Origin of the sequence: Halanaerobium saccharolyticum, assembly GCF_003053565.1 — a bacterium.
Classification (GTDB): Bacteria; Bacillota; Halanaerobiia; order Halanaerobiales; family Halanaerobiaceae; genus Halanaerobium; species Halanaerobium saccharolyticum_B.
The window spans coordinates 1-24295 of the sequence record NZ_QAXS01000043.1 but is presented as its reverse complement, the minus strand read 5'-3'; the positions used below and the strand labels follow the sequence as shown (position 1 = coordinate 24295).

The 24295-nt window shown below is 36.6% G+C and carries 22 protein-coding genes and 1 pseudogene; 1 reads left to right on the top strand and 22 read right to left on the bottom strand.

Going from position 1 to position 24295, the window contains the following annotated elements:
* Window positions 1-227, top strand: a pseudogene (locus tag C8C76_RS15205) (IS4 family transposase); the annotation flags it as partial.
* A 185-nt stretch (window positions 228-412) separates the two neighbouring features.
* Here C8C76_RS15205 and eno read toward each other — a convergent pair.
* The 22 genes from eno to C8C76_RS13050 form a co-directional block, all read right to left on the bottom strand.
* Complete coding sequence (gene eno, locus C8C76_RS13155; protein WP_108142409.1) at window positions 413-1699, bottom strand: phosphopyruvate hydratase; 1287 nt, start codon at window positions 1697-1699, stop codon at window positions 413-415.
* 153 nt (window positions 1700-1852) lie between these two features.
* Window positions 1853-3397, bottom strand: coding sequence for a 2,3-bisphosphoglycerate-independent phosphoglycerate mutase (gene gpmI / locus C8C76_RS13150; RefSeq protein WP_108142407.1), 1545 nt, complete (start codon window positions 3395-3397; stop codon window positions 1853-1855).
* Between the two features lie 27 nt (window positions 3398-3424).
* The gene (gene tpiA / locus C8C76_RS13145) at window positions 3425-4189 is read right to left on the bottom strand and encodes a triose-phosphate isomerase (protein WP_108142405.1); all 765 of its coding nucleotides are present in this window, start codon (window positions 4187-4189) and stop codon (window positions 3425-3427) included.
* 105 nt (window positions 4190-4294) lie between these two features.
* Window positions 4295-5479 carry a phosphoglycerate kinase gene (locus C8C76_RS13140; protein WP_108142403.1) on the bottom strand — a complete coding sequence of 395 codons (1185 nt, stop codon included), beginning with the start codon at window positions 5477-5479 and terminating at the stop codon, window positions 4295-4297.
* A gap of 154 nt (window positions 5480-5633) precedes the next feature.
* Window positions 5634-6632: a type I glyceraldehyde-3-phosphate dehydrogenase gene (gene gap, locus C8C76_RS13135; protein WP_108142401.1), complete on the bottom strand. Its 999-nt coding sequence runs from the start codon at window positions 6630-6632 to the stop codon at window positions 5634-5636.
* Between the two features lie 96 nt (window positions 6633-6728).
* Window positions 6729-7778 carry a sugar-binding transcriptional regulator gene (locus tag C8C76_RS13130; RefSeq protein ID WP_108142399.1) on the bottom strand — a complete coding sequence of 350 codons (1050 nt, stop codon included), beginning with the start codon at window positions 7776-7778 and terminating at the stop codon, window positions 6729-6731.
* 147 nt (window positions 7779-7925) lie between these two features.
* On the bottom strand, window positions 7926-8849 hold the full coding sequence (whiA, locus tag C8C76_RS13125; protein WP_108142397.1) for a DNA-binding protein WhiA: 924 nt from the start codon (window positions 8847-8849) through the stop codon (window positions 7926-7928).
* A 72-nt stretch (window positions 8850-8921) separates the two neighbouring features.
* On the bottom strand, window positions 8922-10202 hold the full coding sequence (locus C8C76_RS13120) for a gluconeogenesis factor YvcK family protein (RefSeq protein ID WP_108142395.1): 1281 nt from the start codon (window positions 10200-10202) through the stop codon (window positions 8922-8924).
* 12 nt (window positions 10203-10214) lie between these two features.
* On the bottom strand, window positions 10215-11063 hold the full coding sequence (rapZ, locus tag C8C76_RS13115; RefSeq protein WP_108142393.1) for an RNase adapter RapZ: 849 nt from the start codon (window positions 11061-11063) through the stop codon (window positions 10215-10217).
* 31 nt (window positions 11064-11094) lie between these two features.
* The gene (locus tag C8C76_RS13110; RefSeq protein WP_108142391.1) at window positions 11095-12066 is read right to left on the bottom strand and encodes a phytoene/squalene synthase family protein; all 972 of its coding nucleotides are present in this window, start codon (window positions 12064-12066) and stop codon (window positions 11095-11097) included.
* A 20-nt stretch (window positions 12067-12086) separates the two neighbouring features.
* Window positions 12087-13025, bottom strand: a complete 939-nt coding sequence (locus C8C76_RS13105) for a glucodextranase DOMON-like domain-containing protein (RefSeq protein WP_108142389.1) — start codon at window positions 13023-13025, stop codon at window positions 12087-12089.
* Window positions 13026-13052: 27 nt separating this feature from the next.
* The gene (gene hprK, locus C8C76_RS13100) at window positions 13053-13970 is read right to left on the bottom strand and encodes an HPr(Ser) kinase/phosphatase (protein ID WP_108142387.1); all 918 of its coding nucleotides are present in this window, start codon (window positions 13968-13970) and stop codon (window positions 13053-13055) included.
* Complete coding sequence (locus C8C76_RS13095) at window positions 13963-14937, bottom strand: ROK family protein (protein WP_108142385.1); 975 nt, start codon at window positions 14935-14937, stop codon at window positions 13963-13965. Before C8C76_RS13095 ends, hprK begins: the two co-directional genes overlap by 8 nt.
* Window positions 14938-14976: 39 nt before the next feature.
* The gene (locus C8C76_RS13090) at window positions 14977-15639 is read right to left on the bottom strand and encodes a hypothetical protein (RefSeq protein WP_108142383.1); all 663 of its coding nucleotides are present in this window, start codon (window positions 15637-15639) and stop codon (window positions 14977-14979) included.
* Between the two features lie 92 nt (window positions 15640-15731).
* Window positions 15732-16550: a Cof-type HAD-IIB family hydrolase gene (locus C8C76_RS13085; RefSeq protein ID WP_108142381.1), complete on the bottom strand. Its 819-nt coding sequence runs from the start codon at window positions 16548-16550 to the stop codon at window positions 15732-15734.
* A gap of 83 nt (window positions 16551-16633) precedes the next feature.
* On the bottom strand, window positions 16634-17863 hold the full coding sequence (glyA, locus tag C8C76_RS13080) for a serine hydroxymethyltransferase (RefSeq protein WP_108142379.1): 1230 nt from the start codon (window positions 17861-17863) through the stop codon (window positions 16634-16636).
* Window positions 17864-18044: 181 nt separating this feature from the next.
* Complete coding sequence (locus C8C76_RS13075; RefSeq protein ID WP_108142377.1) at window positions 18045-18215, bottom strand: DUF362 domain-containing protein; 171 nt, start codon at window positions 18213-18215, stop codon at window positions 18045-18047.
* 220 nt (window positions 18216-18435) lie between these two features.
* Entirely contained in the window at window positions 18436-19872 is a 1437-nt protein-coding gene (locus tag C8C76_RS13070) for a hypothetical protein (protein WP_108142375.1), read from the bottom strand.
* 48 nt (window positions 19873-19920) lie between these two features.
* Window positions 19921-20736 (bottom strand): outer membrane lipoprotein-sorting protein, encoded by an 816-nt coding sequence (locus C8C76_RS13065; RefSeq protein WP_108142373.1) that lies wholly within the window; start codon window positions 20734-20736, stop codon window positions 19921-19923.
* 40 nt (window positions 20737-20776) lie between these two features.
* A complete protein-coding gene (locus C8C76_RS13060) occupies window positions 20777-23500 on the bottom strand; it encodes an MMPL family transporter (protein ID WP_108142371.1) in 2724 nt (907 codons plus the stop codon).
* A 58-nt stretch (window positions 23501-23558) separates the two neighbouring features.
* A complete protein-coding gene (locus C8C76_RS13055; protein ID WP_108142369.1) occupies window positions 23559-23990 on the bottom strand; it encodes a MarR family winged helix-turn-helix transcriptional regulator in 432 nt (143 codons plus the stop codon).
* 129 nt (window positions 23991-24119) lie between these two features.
* Window positions 24120-24295 (bottom strand): transposase (locus C8C76_RS13050; protein ID WP_146161872.1); only part of this gene is annotated, 176 nt, incomplete at its 5' end.

The window sequence follows — 24295 nt, the reverse complement described above, 5'->3', positions numbered from 1 at the left end:
ATGAAGACGAAAAGACTTTTGGCGGTATGTTTTTTGAATACTGTGATGAGCTAAAAGATTTAAGTCATATTGAAGCATTATTTTTAATCATAGACCTTTTCAAAAAGACTCTACATGATTATTCAACATTAACTGAAGAAAAGATAAATGACCTATTAGACTACTTTTTTGAGCTTCTTCCTGGTTATATCAAGAAATCATTAATGATTTCTAACGCCGAAAGTTGAGTTAAGTATATTCAACCTCCCAATCATTAATAGTGCATTAGTTAACTGGTACACTGTTAGTATAATTCTATTTTAAACATTTGTCAAGAGGAAATTTAAATAAAAAAAGGACCAAGCAGAGAATAAACTCCACTCAGTCCTTTAGTTAATTTATAATGTTTTAATCTTATCTTATTCAATCAATTTTACTTAAGGTTAAAGAATGCTTCTTTACCTGCATACTGAGCTGCATCTCCTAAGCTTTCTTCAATTCTTAGAAGCTGGTTATACTTAGCAACTCTTTCGGAACGTGCAGGAGCACCAGTTTTAATCTGGCCAGTATTCATTGCTACAACAAGGTCAGCAATTGTTACATCTTCTGTTTCACCAGAACGGTGAGACACAACAGAAGTAAATCCTGCTCTTGTAGCCATCTTAATTGTATCTAAAGTCTCAGTTAAGGAACCAATCTGGTTAACCTTAATTAAGATTGAGTTAGCACTATCTTCTTCAATACCTCTGCTTAATCTTTCTACATTAGTAACAAAGAGGTCATCTCCAACAATCTGTAGACGGTCACCTAAACGTTCAGTTAACTGAGCCCAACCGTCCCAGTCATCTTCGTCAAGACCATCTTCAAGTGAGATAATAGGATACTTATCAATTAACTCTGCATAGAAATCTACCATTTCTTCGGAAGTCTTTTCTACACCTTCGCCAGCAAGTACATACTTACCATCTTTGTAAATTTCAGATGCTGCTGCATCAATAGCAAGATAGAAGTCTTCTCCAGCTTCATAACCTGCAGCTTCGATAGCTTCTACAATTACCTGCAGAGCTTCTTCGTTGGAGCCTAAGTCAGGTGCAAATCCACCTTCATCACCAACACCAGTACCCAGACCTTTTTCCTGCAGAACTTTCTTTAAGTTGTGATAAACTTCTGCACCCATCTGCAGAGCTTCACGGAAGCTTACTGCACCAACAGGCATAATCATAAACTCCTGTAAGTCTACATTATTATCAGCATGTTCTCCACCATTTAAAATGTTCATCATTGGAACTGGCAGAGTTTTAGCATTCATCCCACCAATATAGTTATAGAGGAAAGTACCTGTAGCTTCTGCTGCTGCTTTAGCAACTGCCATTGATACACCTAAAATTGCGTTGGCACCTAATTTACCTTTGTTGTCAGTACCATCTAATTCGCGCATTAAGTTATCAATATCAACCTGCTCTCTAACATCAAAACCGATTAGCTCAGGTGCAATTACTTCATTTACATTTTCGATTGCATCTAAAACCCCCTTACCCATGTAGCGGTCGCCACCATCTCTTAATTCTACAGCTTCGTACTCACCAGTTGAAGCTCCAGAAGGAACAGCGGCTCTACCCATTACACCATCTTCTAAGACTACTTCTACCTCTACAGTTGGGTTACCACGTGAATCTAAAATTTCGCGAGCATAAACATCTACAATTGTTGTGTTTAACATTATTAATTGACCTCCTTATAATTTTACAGTGAATCTTTTTTAATGAAATTACTTTTAATTTATATTTCAGCAGAGACAGCAGAAACTGCCCCTGCTTGATAATTTATTTAAGCGTTACTTAGCTTAAACTATAGTTAACTCTAATTTAGAAAATTATTCATTTTCGATAATTAGTGATTCTCCTGTCATTTTTTCTGGTTTTTCAATTCCCAGAATTTCTAACATTGTTGGAGCTAAATCAGCTAATTTACCGGAAGCTATACCTTTATTTTTCGGTCCACCTACATAATAGAGGGGAACAATATTGGAAGTATGAGCTGTAAATGGAGAACCATCATCCTCTTTCATTTTTTCTCCATTACCGTGGTCAGCTGTAATTAAAGCCTGACCTCCCTTATCTAAAATAGCCGGAACTATTTTAGAGAGGCACTCATCTACAGTTTCCACAGCCTTAATAGCTGCATCCATAAAACCGGTATGTCCAACCATATCGATATTGGCATAGTTTAGAATAATTACATCATATTCCTCAGCCTCAATTTTTTCTAAGAGCTTATCAGTTACCTCATAAGCACTCATCTCCGGCTGCATCTCATAGGTTGCAACCTGAGGTGAAGGAATTAAAAGTCTGTCTTCACCTTCGTTAGGCTCCTCAACTCCTCCATTAAAGAAGAAGGTTACATGAGCATATTTTTCGGTTTCAGCGATTCTGAGCTGTTTTAAACCTTCCCGGCTTAATACTTCACCCAGTCCATCCTCGATTTCTACCGGTTCAAAAGCAACTGGCAGATCGAATTCTTCATCATACTCTGTCATAGTGACATAGTATAAATCTTTTGGATGTTCTGGAGCCCGCTCAAAGCCATCAAAACCGTCAATAGTTAAGGCCTGAGTAATCTGGCGCGCTCTATCAGCTCTGAAGTTGAAGAAGATGACTGAATCATGATCATTCATTGGACCTACAGCTTCACCGTTTTCAGTAATTACTGTGGGCACAACAAACTCATCTTCTACATCTTCTGCATATGATGCTTCTACTGCTTTAACAGCATCTTCAGCTTGATTGCCTTCACCTAGTACTAACATATCATATGCTTTTTTGGTTCTCTCCCAGCGGTTGTCACGGTCCATTGTGTAATAACGGCCGCTGACAGTTGCAATTTTACCTGTTCCAACCTCATCTAATTCTTCCTGCAGTTCTTTTAAATAACCTGTACCGCTGGAAGGTGGAGTATCTCTACCATCCAGGATAGGATGAATATATACTTTTTCTAAACCGGCCCGATCGGCCATCTCAATTAAACCAAAGAGATGTTTGATGTGGCTGTGAACACCACCATCAGATAAAAGACCAATTAAATGCAGAGCACCATCATTTTCTTTAGCGTGGTCTACTGCTTTTTTAAGTGCTTTATTTTCAAGCAGGTGTTTTTCTTCTACAGCTTTATTAATTCTTGTAAAATCCTGATAAACTATCCGGCCGGCACCAATATTTAGATGTCCAACCTCAGAGTTACCCATCTGTCCCTCCGGCAGGCCAACAGCCTCTCCGGATGGCTTTAAAATTGAATGTGGATACTCATTATTTAATTTATCTAAGAAAGGAGTATCTGCCTGATAGACAGCATTCCCTTCTGCGTTTTCGTTTATTCCCAGCCCATCTGCAATAATCAGGGCCAGTGGTTTAGGTCTTGCCATAATAATCCTCCTTATAATCTTAGTTATTTACTTATAGATTTCGGCAGTTTTTAAGATAATCTCAGAGAAAGAATCTGCTGCTAAGCTGGCTCCACCAACTAAAGCACCATCGATCTCATCCTGAGCCATAATTTCTTCTACATTATGTGGTTTAACACTACCACCATATTGAATTCTAATCTTATCAGCAGCTTCAGGATATTCTTTTCTAATATTTTCTCTAATGATTCCAATTACTCGGTTAGCTTCTTCAGCAGAAGCAGTCTCTCCAGTACCGATGGCCCAGATTGGCTCATAAGCTATTACTACATCTGCAACCTCATCTTCATCAAGTCCTGCCAGAGCAGAATCTACCTGAAAGTTAACCTTTGCTTCAATCTGATCAGCTTTTCTTTCTTCTAAAGTCTCTCCAACACAGACAATTGGCTTCACACCATGTGAAAGTGCAGATAAAACTTTTTTATTTACTTCATAATCTGTTTCACCAAAAATTTCTCTTCTTTCGGAGTGGCCAACAATTGTATATTCAATATTGCTGTCAGCCAGCATCTTAGCAGAAATTTCGCCGGTATAAGCACCAGAATCCTTCCAGTAGATATTTTCAGCACCAGTAACAATGTCGCTGCCTGCTGCAGCTTCTTTAACTGTTGTTAAACAGAGAGCTGTCGGGCAAATACCCATTTCAACATTCTCTACACCTTTAACTTTATCTTTTAAAGCAGTAATCATTGCTTCAGCTTCTTCAACATTTTTGTTCATTTTCCAGTTTCCACAAATAAATGGTTTACGCATTAATATTCCTCCTCAAACTCTGCCCAAATGCAAAGTTTTGTTTAGAATTTTTTTAACTAATTAAGCTTTAGTTTAAATTTTTCCATCTAGAACTGTATCTTAAAATTACTCAACATCGTCAAGTGCAGCTACACCAGGAAGTTCTTTACCTTCAAAGAACATCAGAGAAGCTCCACCACCGGTAGAAATATGGCTCATCTTATCAGCTACTCCAGCTTCATTAATTGCAGCAGCAGAATCTCCGCCACCAATTACTGAATGAGCATCTGATTCAGCCAGTGCTTTCGCCAATTCAACAGTACCGTGAGCAAATTTCTCCATCTCAAATACTCCCAGTGGTCCATTCCAGATAACTGTTTTAGCATTCTTAATAATTTCTTTGTAGTTCTCTAAGCTCTGAGGGCCACCACAGTCAAGAACCTGCCAGCCAGCAGGAATTTCGTCTGCAGCTACAGTTTGAGTATTTGCATCATTGGAGAAATCGTCAGCAATTACTACATCAATCGGAAGTACTATTTCTACTCCCTTTTCTTCAGCTTCGGCCATTAATTCTTTAGCTAGATCTACTTTATCGGCTTCAACTAAAGAATCTCCTACTTCATAACCCTTTGCCAGTAAGAAGGTGTTTGCAATTCCACCAGCAACGATTAATTTATCCACTTTATTGATTAAGTTTTTAATTACATCAATTTTATCAGAAACCTTAGCTCCACCCATAATTGCCACAAAAGGACTTTCAGGGTTTTCCATCACTTCACCTAAGGCATTTAATTCTCTCTGCATTAAGAAACCTGCAGCAGCTGGTAAGTATTCTGTAACTCCAACTGTTGTTGCATGAGCTCTATGAGCTGCACCAAAAGCATCATTTACATATAAATCAGCAAGTGAAGCAAGTTCTTTGGCAAATTCAGGATCATTTTTCTTTTCGCCAGCATGGAAGCGGCTGTTTTCTAGAACTAATACTTCACCATTTTTTAGGCTGTCTGCAGCTTTTTTAACTTCTTCACCGATACAGTCATCAGCTTTTTTAACTTCTTTATTTAATAAATTAGCCAGTTCTTTGGCAACTGGATCCATTCTTAATTCATCTTTGGGCTCTCCCCCTGGACGGCCAAGGTGAGAAATAAGTAAAACTTTTGCATCTTCTTTGATTAAGTACTCAATTGTAGGCAGAGCTGCTTTAATTCTGGTTTTATCACCAACAACTCCATCTTTAAGAGGAACATTAAAATCTACTCTAACTAAAACTTTCTTTCCTTTAAAATCCATATCTTTAAGTGTTTTTTTCATTTTTAATACCTCCATATTAATTAGCAGTTACTAATTTTTTGACAATTTGTTTAAAAGGGTTAATTTTATCTTTAAAAATAAGGCAAAAAAATTTATTGAGAAAATTTCAGGGCAGGCAAAGATGCCCCACCCTGAAATAATTTATATATTTAAATTACAGCTTTAATGTTAAGTCTACAACTCTATTTGTGTAACTTAACTCATTGTCATACCAGGAGATAACTTTAACCATGTTGCCGTTAACAACCATAGTTGACTGAGCATCAATTTTAGAAGATTCGAACTGTCCCATAATATCTCTGGAAACTAATTCTTCTTCAGTGTAACCTAAGATACCCTTCATTTCACCTTCTGCTTTTTCTTTAAACATTGCATTTACTTCTTCAACAGTTACATCTTTTTCTAAAGTAAATACTCCGTCTACACAGGAACCATTAGGTACTGGAACACGGACAGCCATACCATCAATTTTACCATCTAACTCAGGCAGTACTTTTGTAGTTGCAATAGCAGCACCTGTAGTTGTAGGAATGATGTTTTCAGCAGCAGTTCTACCTCTTCTAGTTTTGCTAGCTGGCATATCTAAGATAGCCTGACTTGTTGTATAACCGTGAATTGTTGTAATTAGACCTTTTTCGATTCCAAACTCATCATTTAATGCTTTAGCTAAAGGAGCTAAGCAGTTTGTTGTACAGGAAGCATTGGATACGATTAAGTCATCATCACTTAAGTCGTCATCATTAACACCTAATACAATTGTGTTATCAATTTCATCTTTAGCAGGAACTGTTAAAAGAACTTTCTTAGCTCCAGCTTCGATATGCTGCATACACTGAGCTTTTTTGCGGAATACACCAGTTGATTCGATTACAACATCAATGTCATATTCGCCCCATGGTAATTCTTTAGGATCTTTAATAGCAGAAACTTTGATCTTCTTACCATTAACTACTAAGTCACCATCTTTAACTTCTACTGTTCCGTCAAAACGTCCATGTACAGAATCATACTTAAGTAAGTAAGCTAAGTTTTCAACATTTACTAAATCGTTGATTGCAACGATTTCGATTTCATCAGTATCTCTACCTTCTACCAGTCTTAAGTAACCTCTACCAATACGGCCAAATCCATTAATTGCTACTTTTTTTGTCATTATTTTATTCCTCCTTAGAATATGATGAAGCATTTACAAAAATTAATTTATTAAACAAAGACTTAAAAATTTTGAAAGTTTTATAACCTGCTGATTTTAATTTGCCAGCCTGTCTTCGGCCTCACCCCCCTTAAGAGAGATAATTTTTCGGGCTGTAATTTCGTCAGTAATCAAAATATCCTGGTATTTAGGAGAAACTGCAGAAATTATTGCTTCTGCCTTGTTTTCTCCCCCTGCGACAACAATCACTTTATTGATTGCCTGCAGATCATCCAGATTTAAACCAACACTTGTTGTCGAGTAGATTATCTCACCCTGAGCATTGAAATAAAAACCAAAGGCTTCTCCAACTGCACCTGCATTCAGGAGGTCTTCAATTTCTTTTTGCTCCATCCCCCGGCGACCTGCCATATCTTCAGCAGTTCCTACTCCGTGAATTAAGATGTTGGCTCTTTTTAAAATTTCTAAAGTTTTTTTAATTGTGGGTTCTTTTGTAATATGATAAATATTTTCTTCAGCCATATTGTCCGGTATATGCAGCAGGTGATAGCTGCCACCAAGTTTTTTAGCAATTTTAGCAGCAATAGTATTTGCCTGAATTTCAACATCCTCACCCAATCCACCACGACCGGGTACTACTGTTACATCTCTTGCTTCAGCAGCATAAGTCATCTCTGCTGCAACCTGGGCCAGTGTTGTCCCTCCAGTAACAGCAAGAATGTCACCATTCTTAATTTCCTGCTGTAAAAGCTGTGAGGCCATCCGGCCAATCTCAGCTTTTAAATCTCCAGCTGGAACAGCTCCATTGACAAGTTTTACTTTTTCGATCCCCAGAATATTTTCCAGTCTATTTTCTAAATAACTGATATTTCTTAATTCTTTGATGTACTCATCTAATTCTATCAGAAAATCCTCTCCAATTCTAGTTATCTGAGTACCTGCCGGGGTAATAGTAATAAAAGCGTTTTTTTCAAAAAACTCAAGATCATTGCGAATTGTTCTTTCGCTTAATCCAAGAGTTTTTGCTAGAGCTCTTCTTCCAATCGGCTGATTATAATAGATACCACGTAAAATATTATATCTTTGTTGGGCTGTCTTGACAATTTCTGGAACTATTTTTTGCTGAATTTTAAACAGTTTATTCATGTTTAACCTCCGAGCTGGAACGTTTTTGTCCAAATGGAACAAAATTGTCCCGATACAGCCAAAAACAAAGCTGATATTTAAATCAGCAGCAAGTTTGATATATTTTTTTCAACTTCCAAGTGTATTATATCATCTTTTCAGATTATTTCAAGTTAAATTTTGAGCAATTTTTTTAATTCTCCGCAAACGATGATTGACACCTGATTTACTGAGGTCTAAAATTTCTCCCAGCTCCTTTAAGGAAGCATAGGGATTTTCCCTCCTAAGCTCTGCCATCTCCCTCAGCCCCGGACTTAAGGAATCCAGTCCTTCTTCTCTTTCTATAATATCTATATATTCCAGCTGATCCATAGCTGCCGAAACTGATTTCTCCAGATTTGCAGTTTCAAAATTGACCCGGCGGTTAACATCATTTTTTAATCCTTTGACAATATGATCATTTTCCATTTTTAACATTGCCTGATGAGCGCCAATAATATTTAGCACCTTTACTACTTCGGCGTAACTTTTGAAATATATTACATAATAGCCTTTGTGCTCAGTCTGATGGGCTTCTAAGTCAAACTTAGCCAGCAGGGTTTTTAAATCTTCAGCCACACTTTCGCGCTGACAGCGGAACTCCAGATGATACTCACTCTGAGGTTTATTGACCGAGCCCCCTCCCAAAAATAACCCCCTTAAATAGGCCTGAGATAATTTGCGGGAATTTAAGTATTCCTCTTTAATATGAAAAACAAGACTGTTATCCGGACTCAAAAATCCAAGCTCTAATAAAAATTCTCTCACTCCGGGCTGAGGAGTGACAATAATATCATAGCTGTGGCTTAAGTTAAACCTTTTATCCTGTCTGACCCTGATTTCAATACTGAAGCCAAAGCGTTCTTTAATTAAAGAATAAATTCGGCGGGCCAGATTGCCGTGGTAAAGAGTTACTTTAACAGCCAGATGCTTATTTGAAATTTGAATTGAACCATCTATCCTGATTAAGGCAGCCAGTTCAGCCAGCTGCTCAGAATAATCATATTTATCCTTATGTGTTAATTCTTCTTTAACCTGGTCAGTAAAAGACATTTTAATCTCCTTTTTAAAATTTATAATAATCTTTGCTTATATTGTTAAATTCAAGTCGAATTTTCAGCAGCTCTAATTATACTTTTTATTTAACTTATAAATTAGCTCTGCCAGTGCTTCCGGATCATGACGCAGATAACTATCTTTTTTTAGGAGGTCAGCTTCGATAACTTTAACTCCCAGCCTCTTTATCCGCTGGTGGTCGATCTGAACCGGATAGGCGCCTTCGGCTTCATATCTTTTTCGCAGCTCAGGTGTTCCCTGGCTGTTATTAACAACTATATAATCAAAAACTCCTCTACCACAGTGATCAATTATTGCCCGGGCGTGATCTGCAGCAGTATAACCATCAGTTTCACCCGGCTGTGTCATCACATTACAGATATATAACTTTAAGGCATCACTTTTTTTAATTTCCTCTGCAATCCCTTTAACCAGCAGATTGGGTAAAATACTGGTATAGAGGCTTCCGGGACCAATTACCAGGACATCTGCCTTTCTAATTGATTCCCTCACTTCCGGAGTTGTGCTTGCGTTTTCTGGATATAAAAAAACTTTATTGATTTCTTTATCATAAACTGGAATTGCTGATTCTCCCATTCTTTCTTCCTGATCATGGTAAACAGCCCCCAGCTTAATATCCTCGTTTGTAGCCGGCAGCACCTTACCTCTGATCGCCAGTACCTTACTGGAAGCTCTAACTGCTTCCTCAAAATCACCAAGTACTTCAGTCATAGCGGCAATGTATAGGTTGCCAAAACTGTGTCCTTCCAGGCCACCTTCAGATTCAAAGCGGTGCTGAAAGAGTTTTTCCATCAGAGGTTCCCGGTCAGCAAGTGCAACCAGACAGTTGCGGATATCTCCAGGAGGTAAAATCCCCATCTCATCCCGCAGCCTGCCAGAACTGCCGCCATCATCAGCAACTGTGACGACTGCTGTCAGATTATCACTATTCGTTTTTAACCCCCGCAGCAGGTTGGAAAGCCCGGTTCCACCACCAAAAGCAACTATCTCCGGTCCTTTATTTGAGCGTCTCTTTTCATATAAGAGATCCAGTATCTCTCCATTTGGGGTAATGTGGGTATTAAATTCTGCCCTTATTTTTAAGAGCGAATAGTAGGTTAAACTGATACCGGCTAAAATCATAAATGAAGCAGTTAATTTAAGCACAAAGCCGGCCTGCTGTCCAAATAAACCATTGAGCATTAAAAGCAGCTGTTCTGTTACATATATACTTAGATCAAAACCAAATAATGGTGTTATTCCAACACTTATTAAAATAAAAGCAAATATGATAACCAAAAACCACCGTTTAACACCTAAACCTGGGAAAAACCATTTTGGCAGGTTCATAATTACACTTCCTTATTTTTCAATATCTCGATGTTCAATATTTATGTTAAAATCTTTATCTCGTAAAAATTCTGCCAGTTTATTAACTGTAGTGACAGAACGGTGCTTGCCGCCAGTACAGCCGATTGCTATCGACAGATGACTTTTACCTTCACGCTTATATTCAGGCAGCAGAAAATCTATCAGATCAAAAAACTTACTGTAAAACTTATCAGTTAAGGACCATTTTAAGACATAATCCTGAACTTCCTGGTCATTACCGGTTTTTTCTCTTAAAGATTCTACATAATAAGGATTGGGCAAAAACCTGACATCCATTACTAAGTCTGCATCTCTAGGGATTCCATATTTAAAACCAAAAGAAATTAAACTTAAATGCAGCAAATTTTTATCTTCCTCAGCCAGAAATAACTGGTTCAGCTCTTCCTGTAATTCTGAAATCTTTAATTCTCCGGTATCAATAATTTTAGTTGCTCTACCTCTTAATTCTTCCAGCATTTTTCTTTCTCTTTCAATTGCATCCAGAACTCTACCTTCTTCATCCAGCGGATGCCTCCTTCTGCTCTCCTTATACCTTCTAATTAAAACATCATCTGAGGCTTCCAGAAAAAGTATATTATAATTTAAATTCATTTTTTCTATATTTGTCAGCTCTTCAAAAAGTTCATTAAAAAACTCCCGGCCTCTAATATCACTGACCAGTGCTATTTTATCAAGATCTGACTGCAGACATAATTCTGCAAACTTCGAAATTAACGCTGGAGGCAAATTATCCACACAGAAATAACCTCTATCCTCGAAATAATTTAAGGCAAGAGATTTTCCAGCTCCAGACATTCCTGTAATTAATAAAAAGTCCATAAAAATTTTGCTCCTTTCTACTCCAATAAATCTACTGTTCTAATTGAGCTGTATGTTTAAGAAAATATTTTTCCGGAGCCCGCATAATATTTAAAAAAGTCAATTTTGAGGTTTTAACCGGTTTATCCCCATAAAAAACATCTGCATTATCTTCAAGCTTATCCATAGTAGCCAGCCCAAGTGCATTGTTAACAGCAAAAAACTTTTTATAACCTTTAAGCTCATCCGGCAGAGCCTGGTAGTATTTTTTTAAAGCGGGAATATGAGTTCTTAAATCTAAAAGCATCTCTTCCAGAGCTTTTAGGGCCTGGTCTTTATAATCCAGGTCAGCCAGCTGCTCCTCACTAATTTCTAAATCTTTAAGAGGCCAGAAGTGCTTATCTCTACTCTCTAAATCTTCTCTGATATCCCTGATTAAATTAACCTTCTGCAGAAAAAGACCCGCCTCATTAAAATTATTCATCAGAATTTCCTGCTGCTCAGAATCAATTTCAAATTTATAAATTATAGTTTCGGTCAAAAAGCCACCAACTGTTCCGGCAACATAATAACAGTATTCATCAAGTTCTGCAAAAGTTTTAACTTCTTTAGTTAAATATTTCTGCATCCCCTGATTCATTTCTGCCAGCCATTTATGAGAAATCTCCTGAACTTGAGGGTCCAAACTTTGATAACCCTGATATATCAGATCTATATTTTCCGTTAATTCCTGCAGTGATTCTTTTTCGATAAGCTGACTATTTTCTTTAATGATTTTAAAATCAGAACTGCGGTCATAGTCTGCAGTCGAAAAAATTCTGCTGATCCGGTCCATCATCTCCTGCTGCAGTTTTAGATTGGGCGGATGAATCTCATCTTCAAAATTATCAAGAATTCTATCCTGGAGATAGGCCAGTAGAACTTCATCTTTTATCTGCTGATCGAGCATTGGAATTGTTAAAGCAAAACTTCGAGAAACTTTTTTTAAGATTTTTCTAGCATACTGCATTGGCTCGGCTGACATTATTTCACCTCATCCCAAATCTATTTATTATATTTAAACTTATATATTACAAAAATAATTAAAACTATGTAAGAAAAAAGTATTGAAAGTGAAATTCTATTAATCGGCTTTAAATAATCAATAATCGTCGGCTCACCCTCAGCAAAATCTTTATCAACCTCAAGGTGGGGTAGTTCCGGCAGTTTTCCTGCTAATACTTCTTTCTGACTGCTGCCACCAGGAACCAGGATGTCGAGAACTCTAGGGGCTTCAGCTGCTGGAATCTCAGCCTCTGAATAAATCTGCCAGTAACTTTTGGAATTTGATAAAGAGCGGAAATGATCATAACCAAAAGGATCAAAACTTCCAATCAAAACAATAATTTTACTGTTTTGAAGTGAATTGATTTCGCTTTTAGGCAGTCTTAAAATAATATCATTTTCAACTTTATTCAAAGTAAAATTGTTATTTGTTCCAGGTTCATTGAGCGATAATTCATTGATATTTAAGATATTTTCTTTCTGACTGTTCGGATTAAAAACTCTGATCCACCAGCCGCTTATCTTTATAAATTTATTCCAGTTAAAATCGGGATTAAAACTCACATTGGCCCCGCTGTGAAAAAGCTGATTACTGCCTCCCTGATCATTATCTATATAAATTTCTAAAAGCGGCAGAGAAAATCCATATTCAGCCCCCCAGGGATCAGTTAAATTAGAAAAAGAAAAACGAATTTTATATTCGCTCTCAGATTCAAAAATAGTTGCTGCCTGGAGATCAAAAAGATGGCCCTTGTTCTGGAAAATATGATTTTGCGGATACTGATAATCTCCCGGGCCATAATCATCACCAGCGGCATCGAGGTGATTAAAAATCACTCTATAATCCTCTGCTCTAACAGCTGCAGGTAAAATAAAAAGACAGATTATAAATAAAACAATAATTTTTTGCCATTTAATTTTTATATCTTCTAGAGCCATTTTTACACCTCTAATAATCTAACATTTTTATCTCTTCATAATATTTTCGGTAAAATCGACTGCAGCATTATAACCCATAGTTTTCATTCTATAATTCATGGCTGCGACTTCTAAAACTAAAGCCAGATTTCGTCCTGGTTTAACTGGAATTACTATTTCATCGATTTCTAAGTCCATTATTTCCGTTTTGCGGCTGTCAATACCAAGTCTTTCATATTCTTCTCCTTCTTCCCATTTTTCTAATTTAATGGTTAAATTGATTGGAGAATCATGTTTGACGGCACCAGCTCCAAATAAAGTTTTAACATTAATAATTCCAATGCCCCGCATTTCAAGAAAATAACGCGAATTATTGGGAGCTGAACCGCTCAAGCGCAGCTCACCAATTTTCTTAATTTCAATAATATCATCAGCAACCAGCCGGTGTCCTCTTTTTACCAGTTCAATAGCAGTTTCACTTTTACCAATTCCACTCTGACCTCTAATTAAAACTCCAATTCCATAGATATCTACCAGCACACCATGGATTACCTTAACTGGAGCTAATTTTTCTTCCAGGTAGTTTAAAAGCATACTGCTGAATCTGGTTGTGGAAATTTCGGTTGAAAGCACCGGAATCCCTTTTTCATTTGCTTTTTCCAGCAAACAGTCAGGAATATCCTCACCTCTGGCAACTATAATACAGACAGGATTATAATCCACATATTCTTTAATCCGTTTTTTTAAGATTTTTTCATCAAGCCCGCGCAGAAATGAAAGCTCTGTTCTCCCGATTAGATTGACCCGCTCAGGCACAAAATGTTTCCAGAAACCGGCAAGCTCAATCCCCGGCCGCTTAATATCACTAACTTTAACCTCTCTTTTAATCCCAGAACGCCCGGCCTGAAGTTCAAGATCAAAGCGGTTAAAGATATCAAGGACTAAGACTTTATCTTCGTCAATCATTTTTTACTAACCTGTCTTCCATAGCTACAGCTATAGCTCCCTTTAAGCCAATATCAGAGCCCAGCTCAGCTTCCTTAACTGTAACCATCTCTAAAGATCCTGCTAGAGAAATGTCTTCCATAGTTTTTATCGCCTCATCCAAAAATAAATCTGAAGCTTTCATAACTCCTCCACCAAGAATAATCATCTCTGTATTAAAGGTATTAACAACATTACCCATTCCAATTCCTAAATGATAACCAGCATTTTTAAAGATATCTTTGGCCACCTGATCACCCTGATGAGCAGCCTGAGCACAAATAACAGCATCAATATCTTCAACAATGTTATCTGCGAGCTCCAGCATCTCTTTGCTCTGACCGGCAGCTGCAGCTTCTCTTGCCCGCTTACCGATTGAAGTCCCAGAAGCAAAAGCTTCCAGACAGCCGTGATTTCCACAGCCGCAGAGTGGGCCATTAGGATCAATTACTGTATGACCAATCTCACAGGCGTTATCATTAACTCCAGTAAATAACTCTTTGTTAATAATAGCTCCCCCACCAATCCCGGTAGAAATAGTTATGTAAACCATATTCTCAACATTTTTTCCGGCTCCAAACCATTTTTCACCCAGAGCAGCAGCATTGGCATCATTCTGTAAGAGAGTCTTAATCCCCAGAGCTGATTCCATGCGCTCAACTAATGGTACGTTCTTCCAGGGTAAGTTTGCATTTTCAATTATAATTCCTTTTTTAGAATCCAGAGGTCCCGGACTTCCAATTCCCAGAGTAATAATCTGTTCTTTTGTAACCTCAGTTTTTTCTAATACATCCTCTATAGTAGCTATCATATTTTCTATTATTTTATCTTCACCAAGATCGGCTTCAGTATCTCTGCGTGATCTGGCAATTATCTTTCCTTCACTATCTGCAAGACCTGTTAAAATTTTTGTGCCGCCAAGATCCAGTCCTAAATAATATTCTTTCATTATTATTCCCCTCTCAATTAATCTTATAAAATTAATGTTTTAATATTTTGCAAGCATCTCTTTTGTTCCCTGAATAATCAGAATACCAATTATCCCTATAAACCCAGCCGGGAGTCCAATTCCGGTTACAAATAATATTATACTCAGCAAAAAGATTGCCAGAAACCAGAGCAGTGAAAATATTATGTTGTCCAGGCTGAGAATAACTGCATTTTTTAAAATATCTTTAAGTGATCTATCTCCCTGAATAATCAGCAAACCCCATAAGTAAGCCTGATAAATTGAAAAATAAATCAGTAAATAGGCAAATAAAAAAGCAAAAGCTAAAAGCCAGATATTTTCCTGTCCTTTTAATAAAAAGAAACGCAGATCAACTATAAAGACAGTATATAAAATAACTGAAATTAAAAAGACTAAAAAACCACGCCAAAAATTATTTTTAAAATATGAAAACAGCTCTTTAAAAGCAACTCTTCCTTCCTCTAAAATTTGACTGGTTCCATAAAGAGAAGTTAAAAAAACAGGTCCCAGAAAAATAAGAGGCAGCAAAAGAATTAAATACCAACCACTGTTTAGACCAATAAAAACCGTAAACAACAGCACGGAACTGATAATAAACCAGGCTACACTGAGCAGCACCAGTTTGAATAAATCTTCATAAAAATCTTTAAACGTAGATTTTAAAATCGAAAAAATTTCCAAATAAATCCCTCCAAATCAGACCAAATATTAAAGTTATCCACTATATTTGATTATAACATAAATAGCTTGAAAATGCATAATTCTGAAAGCACTTAATCATTTAAATCCAGATCAAGCTTAAAATGCTGTTTTAGATAACGAGCAATACCCAGCTGATCATGGTCGGGAGCTGTATCGTCAGCATGTTCCTGCAGTTCTGAATGTGCATTCTGCATAGCTATACCTGTTCCTGCCCATTCAATCATCTTAAGGTCGTTTAAACCATCTCCAAAGGCCATGATTTCTTCCTGTTTAATCTTAAAATCTGCAGCCAGCTTTTTAATCGGAACTGCCTTGGACATATCTTTTTTTGTGATTTCAATGAAAGAAGGGTAAGAAGAAGATAACTCAATTTCATGATCAAAATTCTCCCTGAGAAAATTATTTATTTCAACCTGCTTATCCTCGTCTTCTTCAATAATCAGCATTTTTGTCGGCTCAGCATTCAAAAATTCGTCCAACCTGCCGACAGCATTGGCTTTAATCCCGGAAATATCTTCATAACGGTCTGTAAATTCATTCTCCTCAGCAACATAGAGTTTGTCATCAATATACAGCTGCAGATGATAGTCATTTTTAACTACCATTTTGGTGATTTTCTTTGCAATCTCAAAAGGAATTGGAGCATGAAAAATTTCTTTTTGGCTGGCAGGATCAACCACTAAGGCACCATTATATGTAATTATAGGATCTACAATCCCCAGCCTGTCTGTATGCGGTTTAGCAGAACAGTACATTCTACCGGTTGCAACCAGAGTTCTAATCCCTTTATCTCTAATCATCTTTACTGCTTCAATGGTTTTTTCCTGCAGCTGATGATTAATATCAAGTAAGGTCCCATCCAGATCAAAAACAATCATTTTAATATCCATAATATCACCTTTTCTTATATTCTTATAATCTCAAAAAAATGACCGGGTTGCCCCGGCCCCTTAATTATTAACTTATATATAATCTACTCCATAAACTGAGCAGAAAATGCATGAACCTCTTTTTTCATAGCTTTTAATTTAGCCTCATCTTCAAGATTCTTTAGAGCTTCAAAAATAAACTCTGCAATTTTTTTCATATCTTTTTCTTTCATTCCTCTTGTTGTAACTGCCGGAGTTCCAATTCTGATTCCACTGGTAACAAAAGGACTTTTAGTTTCAAAAGGAATTGTATTTTTATTAACTGTAATTCCTACTTTATCCAGAGCCTCTTCGGCCTCTTTACCTGTGATTTCCATGTTGTTTAAATCAACCAGCATCATATGGTTATCTGTACCACCAGATACAAGCCGCATACCGTAACTTTTTAGCTCTTCTGCCAGAGTATGAGCATTATCAATAATCTGCTGCTGATATTCCATAAATTCATCTGTCAGAGCTTCTTTAAAAGAAACTGCTTTGGCTGCAATAATATGCATCAAAGGTCCTCCCTGTAATCCCGGGAAAATTGCCTTATCTATATCTTTGGCATATTTTTCTTTACAGAGAATCATTCCACCTCTGGTTCCTCTTAAAGTTTTGTGGGTGGTTGTAGTTACAAAATCTGCAGTTTCTACAGGATTTGGATGTAAGCCAGCAGCAACCAGACCGGCTATATGGGCCATATCTACCATAAATAAGGCACCCACCGAATCAGCAATTTCCTTAAATGTTTTAAAATTAATTACTCTTGGATAGGCACTGGCGCCAGCAACAATTAAATCTGGCTGATGCTCTTCGGCCAGAGCTCTTACCTGATCATAATCAATAATTTCTTTTTCTTTTGTTACCCCATAGTGAACAAAATTATAATATTTACCTGACATATTAACCGGGCTGCCGTGGGTTAAATGGCCTCCGTGAGTAAGGTCCATTGCCAGAATGGTTCCACCTTTAGGAACCTGAGAAAAATAAACTGCCTGATTGGCCTGTGAACCAGAATGTGGCTGGACATTAGCATGTTCAGCACCAAATAATTCTTTTGCCCTTTTAATTGCTAATTCTTCTGCCTTATCAATTACCTCACAGCCCCCATAATATCTTTTGTGAGGATAACCTTCTGCGTATTTGTTGGTTAAAACCGAACCAGCCGCCTCCATCACAGCAGAACTAACAAAATTCTCCGAAGCTATTAGTTCAATATTCTGAGCCTGTCTCTTCTCTTCTTCTGAAATTATTTCTGCTATTTCCGGATCAATTTTCTTTAATTCCCGCATCCAAAGCTCATCTCCTTAATTTAATTATTATGATCTTCCTTTATATTAATTATACTTCTCTAAAAGAGAATTAAATCCTGCTTAAATTATCGCTTCTTTTTTAAATAAAAGTTAAAAAAATAACTATGTAAATGAAAAAAGACCGGAGAATATCCCCCGGTTTTTTTCAAAATTTATAAACTTATGCCTGGCTGATAGCATCTACTGGACAAACCGCTACACAAGCTGCACAGTCAATACATTCATCAGCATCGATTTCGTACTTTGTATCACCTTCACTGATACATTCTACAGGGCATTCTGGTGCACAGGCACCACACATAATACAATCATCTGAAATTACATGAGCCATTTATTGTTCACCTCCTGCTATTCAGCTTTATTAAAATTATTTGTAAAAAGTTCACAAAACTATTATACCCAGCCAGCTCTAAAATGTCAACTACTTTACATATTTGAAAAGGCTTTTATTAATAATTTTTCTTGATTAGATAGTATCAGGCTGAAATTACTCCAGTTAAGCAGAAATTTCAGCCTTTTAGTAGCTACCTCAAAAAAATTAATCTTTAAATTTAGAAACTGTAATTTAAAGAAATAGCTGAATAATCATTGTCTTCAAATTGGCCAAAGGTAGTACCAGCATCTCCACTAAAGATTTTATGGGAGGCTGTCAAAATCAAATCCTGTTTTAGTTCATATTCTAGAGCAGCCTCCAGAAAGTAGTCATTTTCATTTAAATTATAAACCCAGCTGAGCTGAGGAATAATCTTTTCATTTTGATAGCTGTCCTCTAAGACCAGTACTGCTCTATTGCTTGTATAATCTCCATCCTGATTATATTCCAGATCAATATTCTGCATTCCAGTTTGAGTCTGGATTAAATCATTTTCTATCTCTTCCTCATCCAGAATTTTTTCTCCCTTAAACTGCAGATTAAGATTTAAATTGCTGATTGGAAGATCACGGTCACCACCAATAACCCAGGCAATTTTGTTATTCCGGACTGTCGGATCATCACCAGCAGTATCTTCTGTTCTATAATAAGCCAGCTCAAAACGGCTGTTGACATTTCCAATTACTCGGGCCAGCTCCAAACCAAATACATCAACTTCATCATACTGCAGATCAGCAGCATTCAGTGCCTGATTAAAGTTCTGCTTATTTTCTTCTATTTGAGCTAAATTATCCGGAGTTTCAACGGGATTATTTGCTAAAGAAGTATTCAGGGCTTTTAAATCATAACTTGGTTCTCTCAAATAACCGTGATAATAGCTGAATCCGTAATCAGTACCGCCCCGGCTGTCAGTAAAGCGCAGAGCAAATTGATTATCCTCTTCGGCAATTGAATTTTTAACCTGCCTGATCACTTCCGCCTCTGACTGAGCTGTGGCTGCAGCCAGATTTTTTAGAGAGATTTGAGCCGCGAAGGGGTTGATTACCCAGTCCCCCAGCCGGCTTTCTGGATCCTCTGCCAGCCTGGTGGGAGTAAAATCAGGAGTATAAACAAATTCTAAATTTGCATTTCCGCCCCGAAAGTAGCGGTCAATTTTAAGCATCTCTTCTCCAATCTGTCGGTCTTTATAATCCTGATTGATAAAATCACTCATATCTTCAGCATTTAAATTATCGACTACATGCAGCTGGTCTCCTTTTCCCCAGATTGGTCTATCTTTACCGAGCAGAATATTATACTTTTCTCCATAATATTTGTAATAAAGCTCATCGATTTCTACTTCTTCTACCGCACCTGGTTGAAAGTCAAGTAGAAAATTGAACTCATGCTTTTGACCTGGATAGCTGATTTCCAGATCCCCTTTTAGATTTTCATTGAGCTCATCTGCAGCAGAAAAATATCTTAGCTCAGGACTGATTTCACCACTAATTTCTATTTCTGTTTTATCTTCTGCACCATAAAAACTGCCACTTCCCTGAGCAAAAGCTGCAGTATTAGCCACTAGAAGCAATACTAATACTGCCGTAATTAAGACTCCAGTTTTATTCTTTAACATAAGATCACATCCTTATTTATGATTTTATGGATTATACTTAAACTTTCTTTATCTTCCTGTTTCCAGATACTGCTGAGTAAATCTTCGATCGTCAATTTTTTTATTATACTCCAGCAGGTAATTTCCATCCCGCTGCTGAATATATAGACGGGTGCTGTGACCGCTAGCTAAATTTTCCATTGTCGTTGAAAATGCTGTCCAGATACCATCCACTTTTTTAATTTCACTATCAACTGTCATTACTTTAGATAATTCTTCACTATCTTTGTCATACATTTCCAGCTTTACCGGGATAAAATGTTCTTTTGTTATCCAGGAAATTGTTTTTGCATACTGCTCATCTTCTGGACTTTTAGGAATAGCTTCTACTACATATGTCTGATAGCCATTAAATTCTTCTTCCCGCAGTAGTTCATATTCAAAATTATCTATTTCTCTGGACTTCAGATCATCATAAGTGAAATCTGTTCCCATAAAGGAGTCACTGCCCTGGCCACCTGATATGCGTCTGACTCTACCAAGATCAGGCAAATAAATCCACTGATCATCATCAGCTTCTTCATTTTCTTTCTGTAAAAAACGGGTGTCTTTTACAGAAGCAGGTTCATGAAAAACCATTAATGTTTCTCTTAAATCTGATTGATTATCCTGGGACCAGACTTCTATTACCCGAGAACGTACATTACCATCACTGTCAATTAAGTCCATTCCAGCCAGTACATGCTGGGTATCTCCTGACTCTCTATCCTGTACCCTCTCCATTACCTCACGTCCATCGACAGCAGCTGCTGAAAATGAAACTGCTGTTATGATCACAATCAGAAGTAATGCCTTTAAATAATTACTTTTTACAAAAGTTTTCATTTTAATTCCTCCCATTTTATAATTTTAATCAAATTGAAATTTAATTTGCTTTTTTTATAAATTCAGGTTTAAAGATATTTAATAAAAGCGGTAAAATAGTCATTGCCGCCAGCGATGAAGTAAACATTGTCACAGCTATTAAGAGCCCCAGATAAACAAGCGGATAAAAGTTTGAAAATAAGAGGACTAAAAATCCTGCTGAGACAGAAATTGCATTAAAGATAATAGCCTTTCCGGTAGAACTTAAGGTTTCTCTCGTTACCTGATAGAGATCATCATTTTCTCTTCTATTTTGATGATAGCTGTGCAGAAAATGAATTGTATAATCAACACCAATACCAATAGCAATTGAAGCAACCATTGCTGTTCCAACATCAAGTTTGATTCCCAGGTGACCCATTAACCCAAAATTGATAATCAGCGAAAAGGCCAGGGGAATAATGCCGTAAAAACCAGCAACTATTGATTTAAAAGAGATTGCTACAATAATGAAAACCACTATAAATGAAATAACAATACTTCTAATTTGACTGCCGACAATTAAATTGTTTGCTTCCAGAGCCATTGTTGCATAACCGGAAACTGTTGTCTGATAATCTGCGGGAAAATTACTGCTGCTGTAATTATCAATTTTATCTTTTATTCTGGCAGCAGTTATATTACTCGGATCCTTAATCTGAATCAACATTTGTGCTTTATCCGGCTCCAGTTGGTCATTGATTAAATCATCCACACTCCCCGAGAAAAGAAGTAAATACTGTGAAATAAGATTTTTTAAATTTTCTTTTGTTTCAGCATCATATTTTTCTAAATCATTAGGAATTTCATAATAGGCAGCTGCATTGTAATTCATCTCTTCCTTCAGAAGCTGCAGCAGTTGATCAGCAGTTAGATCTAATTTTTCTGCTCCAGCAACTGCTCTATTTAAAAGCTGAATAAATTCTAATTCAGAGATATTTTTCTCGGAATCTGGCCCGGCAATAATTTCCGGCTGAGATTTCTCTTCTTGAGCCTCCTCAGACACTTCAGAATCTTCTCCCTGATAAAAACTGGAACTTTCGTCTGAATTATCTTCTTCTCTCCCATCTCCCTGATAAAAAGATGAAGTTGTTTCAGATTTACTTTCTGTTTGACTTTCAGCACTGCTCTCCTGATAAAAGGAAGAAGTAGTTTCTTCAGAGCTGCTGTTTTGATTACTTTTCGTTCCTGCTTCAGTCTCTTCGCTTTCTGCTTCTGGATAATGCATAACCTGGTTCATCCGTTTGATATAATCGCTGATAGAAGAAGTCTTACCAACAGACTCAAAATTTGATTCCAGACTCTGCTGTAATTTATCCATTTCATTTAAAATTTCTGGATTATTTAAACTTCCTCTTTCCTTGCCCTCAATCAGTACTTTCATTATATTGGTCCCGGCAAAATTTTGATTTATAAAATCATCTGCCTGTCTAATTTCACTTTCTTCTTTAAACATTTCAATTAAAGGTGTATCTACAACTATTTTATTAAAACCAAGAGCAGAAATAATTATAATTAATAAAACAGCAAGGATTATAGAAATCCTTTTCTGAGAGTAAAAATCATGAACGGTAAAAATTAGTGATTCAAAATGTTCAAGTTTATCAAAGTCACTATTTTTCTTATCTTTTAAAAAAATCGGCAGTTTTAATAAAGAAGGAATTAAAAATAAAGCGATCAAAAAAGCGGCAATAATTCCGATAGCTGTAAAAATACCAAAACTCTTAATTGGTACAATCTGACTTGAAGCCAGGGAACCAAAACCAACAACTGTAGTTAAAGCAGCTAAAAAAACCGGTTTGCCCAGCTGATTTACTGTAGCCAGGATCAGTTCTTCATTTTTAGCAGCAGTTAATTCTTGCTCTAACTCTGCCAGAGCATCATAATAATGACTCAATATATGGATTCCATAAGCACTGCCAACAGCCAGCAGCAGAACTGGAATCACTGTTGAGACAAGGGTAAGATTGATTCCCAGATAGGCCATTAAACCAACTGCCCAGATACTGCTGATACTTACTGTCAGCATAACTAAAAATACAGGCAGTGCTTTTTGAAAAAAGAAATATAAGGCCAGAATTAAAACTAGAAAAATAATAGGAATCAGATAGCGAATATCCTGCAGCATATGATCTCCCATTAAAACATTTATCGCCTTAGAACCAGAAATAAATGTTTTAATTCCCTGCTCCTGATAACTATTGACTACATCTTTTACCTGGTAAAAAATTTCTTTCTCCTGGTCTGCACTTAGCCCTTCCTCCAGCGTAATTAAGATTTGAGTTGATTTAAAATCATCTGAGTAGAGATTATTTTGATAAAAATCCCAGCTTAAAATCTTTTCTTTCAGTCTGATTCTCTGCTCTCTATTTTCCGGAATTTCTTCGATGAGGGACTCAACAACCATCCCTTCAGAGCTGCCGGCGATATAATCTACATTTGTGAGCGAGCGAACCTCTTCTACCTGCTGCAGCTCTTCTATCTCCGAGCTTAGATTAGCTATTAATTTTAAATTTTCAGCTTCAAATATTGTCCCCTGATCTACCTGAACTGCAGTTACAAGCCCCTCACTTTCCCCAAAAATTTCTCTTAAATTATCATTACTCATTTTGGCCGGGTTGTCGTCCGGTAAAAAGACCTCTATGTCATTATTTATCTCGACATCGGGTAATTGAAATAGGAAAAATAATGTTATAATCAGTATCAGGCCAATAATTAGTTTATTGTGTTTTAATATTTTTTTCATTTTTTGACCTCCTCTAAAAACTGCGTACTGTAAAATTGAATTTTTACTGTATTTGATTTTAATTTCGCTTTTGAATAATTTTATACATTTTTTCTAAGGTATTTATTACTTTTTCAGCTTCATTTTCTTCAATCTCATCTAAAAATTTCTTAAACCACTGCTGATAGATTTGATTGATCTCTTCCTTTACAGCATAGGCCTTTTGACTCAAATATATTAGATTAACTCTGCCATCTTCCGGAGACTTTTCTTTTTTTAAATAATCTTTTTCAATTAAGGAGTTAATTGCTCTTGATACTGTCGCTTTATCCACAGCCAGATTTTCCTTGAGCTGATTCTGGCTGATTCCATCTCCATCTTTATATAAATAGACCAGAAGATTTCCTTCACTGTGATTTAAATTATAATCTGCAAGTAAATTATCAACATATTGATCATGATCTTTATACAATTTGGCTATCCATTTCCTAATCGGAGCATCTACCCTCATTTTTTCACCTCATTTGAATTTAGTTGCATGTGCGACTTTCTTTAAAAAAATTAGGTTCTTTAACAAATGTTGTGAAATCTAAATAGCACCGTTTGAATCATGTTATCTCTTTTATTTTTTGAATTGCTCTTAAATACTTAGCAATGATAAATATACTCGGCGTTTTAAGTTTTCAACTTTGGGAACACCGTAGCCAATTCTTTTAATTAGTTTGATTTTGTTGTTTAATCCTTCAGCAAATCCGTTGGTTATTCTAGTTTTAAAATAGTTAATAATGTGCTGTTCCCAGCGTTTTACTGTTCCTT

Bases quoted from the DNA above. Each gene is read 5' to 3' on its own strand.
- eno (WP_108142409.1), bottom strand. From the start codon at position 1,699: ATGTTAAACACAACAATTGTAGATGTTTATGCTCGCGAAATTTTAGAT.
- gpmI (WP_108142407.1), bottom strand. From the start codon at position 3,397: ATGGCAAGACCTAAACCACTGGCCCTGATTATTGCAGATGGGCTGGGA.
- tpiA (WP_108142405.1), bottom strand. From the start codon at position 4,189: ATGCGTAAACCATTTATTTGTGGAAACTGGAAAATGAACAAAAATGTT.
- C8C76_RS13140 (WP_108142403.1), bottom strand. From the start codon at position 5,479: ATGAAAAAAACACTTAAAGATATGGATTTTAAAGGAAAGAAAGTTTTA.
- gap (WP_108142401.1), bottom strand. From the start codon at position 6,632: ATGACAAAAAAAGTAGCAATTAATGGATTTGGCCGTATTGGTAGAGGT.
- C8C76_RS13130 (WP_108142399.1), bottom strand. From the start codon at position 7,778: ATGAATAAACTGTTTAAAATTCAGCAAAAAATAGTTCCAGAAATTGTC.
- whiA (WP_108142397.1), bottom strand. From the start codon at position 8,849: ATGTCTTTTACTGACCAGGTTAAAGAAGAATTAACACATAAGGATAAA.
- C8C76_RS13120 (WP_108142395.1), bottom strand. From the start codon at position 10,202: ATGAACCTGCCAAAATGGTTTTTCCCAGGTTTAGGTGTTAAACGGTGG.
- rapZ (WP_108142393.1), bottom strand. From the start codon at position 11,063: ATGGACTTTTTATTAATTACAGGAATGTCTGGAGCTGGAAAATCTCTT.
- C8C76_RS13110 (WP_108142391.1), bottom strand. From the start codon at position 12,066: ATGTCAGCCGAGCCAATGCAGTATGCTAGAAAAATCTTAAAAAAAGTT.
- C8C76_RS13105 (WP_108142389.1), bottom strand. From the start codon at position 13,025: ATGGCTCTAGAAGATATAAAAATTAAATGGCAAAAAATTATTGTTTTA.
- hprK (WP_108142387.1), bottom strand. From the start codon at position 13,970: ATGATTGACGAAGATAAAGTCTTAGTCCTTGATATCTTTAACCGCTTT.
- C8C76_RS13095 (WP_108142385.1), bottom strand. From the start codon at position 14,937: ATGAAAGAATATTATTTAGGACTGGATCTTGGCGGCACAAAAATTTTA.
- C8C76_RS13085 (WP_108142381.1), bottom strand. From the start codon at position 16,550: ATGGATATTAAAATGATTGTTTTTGATCTGGATGGGACCTTACTTGAT.
- glyA (WP_108142379.1), bottom strand. From the start codon at position 17,863: ATGCGGGAATTAAAGAAAATTGATCCGGAAATAGCAGAAATAATTTCA.
- C8C76_RS13075 (WP_108142377.1), bottom strand. From the start codon at position 18,215: ATGGCTCATGTAATTTCAGATGATTGTATTATGTGTGGTGCCTGTGCA.
- C8C76_RS13070 (WP_108142375.1), bottom strand. From the start codon at position 19,872: ATGTTAAAGAATAAAACTGGAGTCTTAATTACGGCAGTATTAGTATTG.
- C8C76_RS13065 (WP_108142373.1), bottom strand. From the start codon at position 20,736: ATGAAAACTTTTGTAAAAAGTAATTATTTAAAGGCATTACTTCTGATT.
- C8C76_RS13060 (WP_108142371.1), bottom strand. From the start codon at position 23,500: ATGAAAAAAATATTAAAACACAATAAACTAATTATTGGCCTGATACTG.
- C8C76_RS13055 (WP_108142369.1), bottom strand. From the start codon at position 23,990: ATGAGGGTAGATGCTCCGATTAGGAAATGGATAGCCAAATTGTATAAA.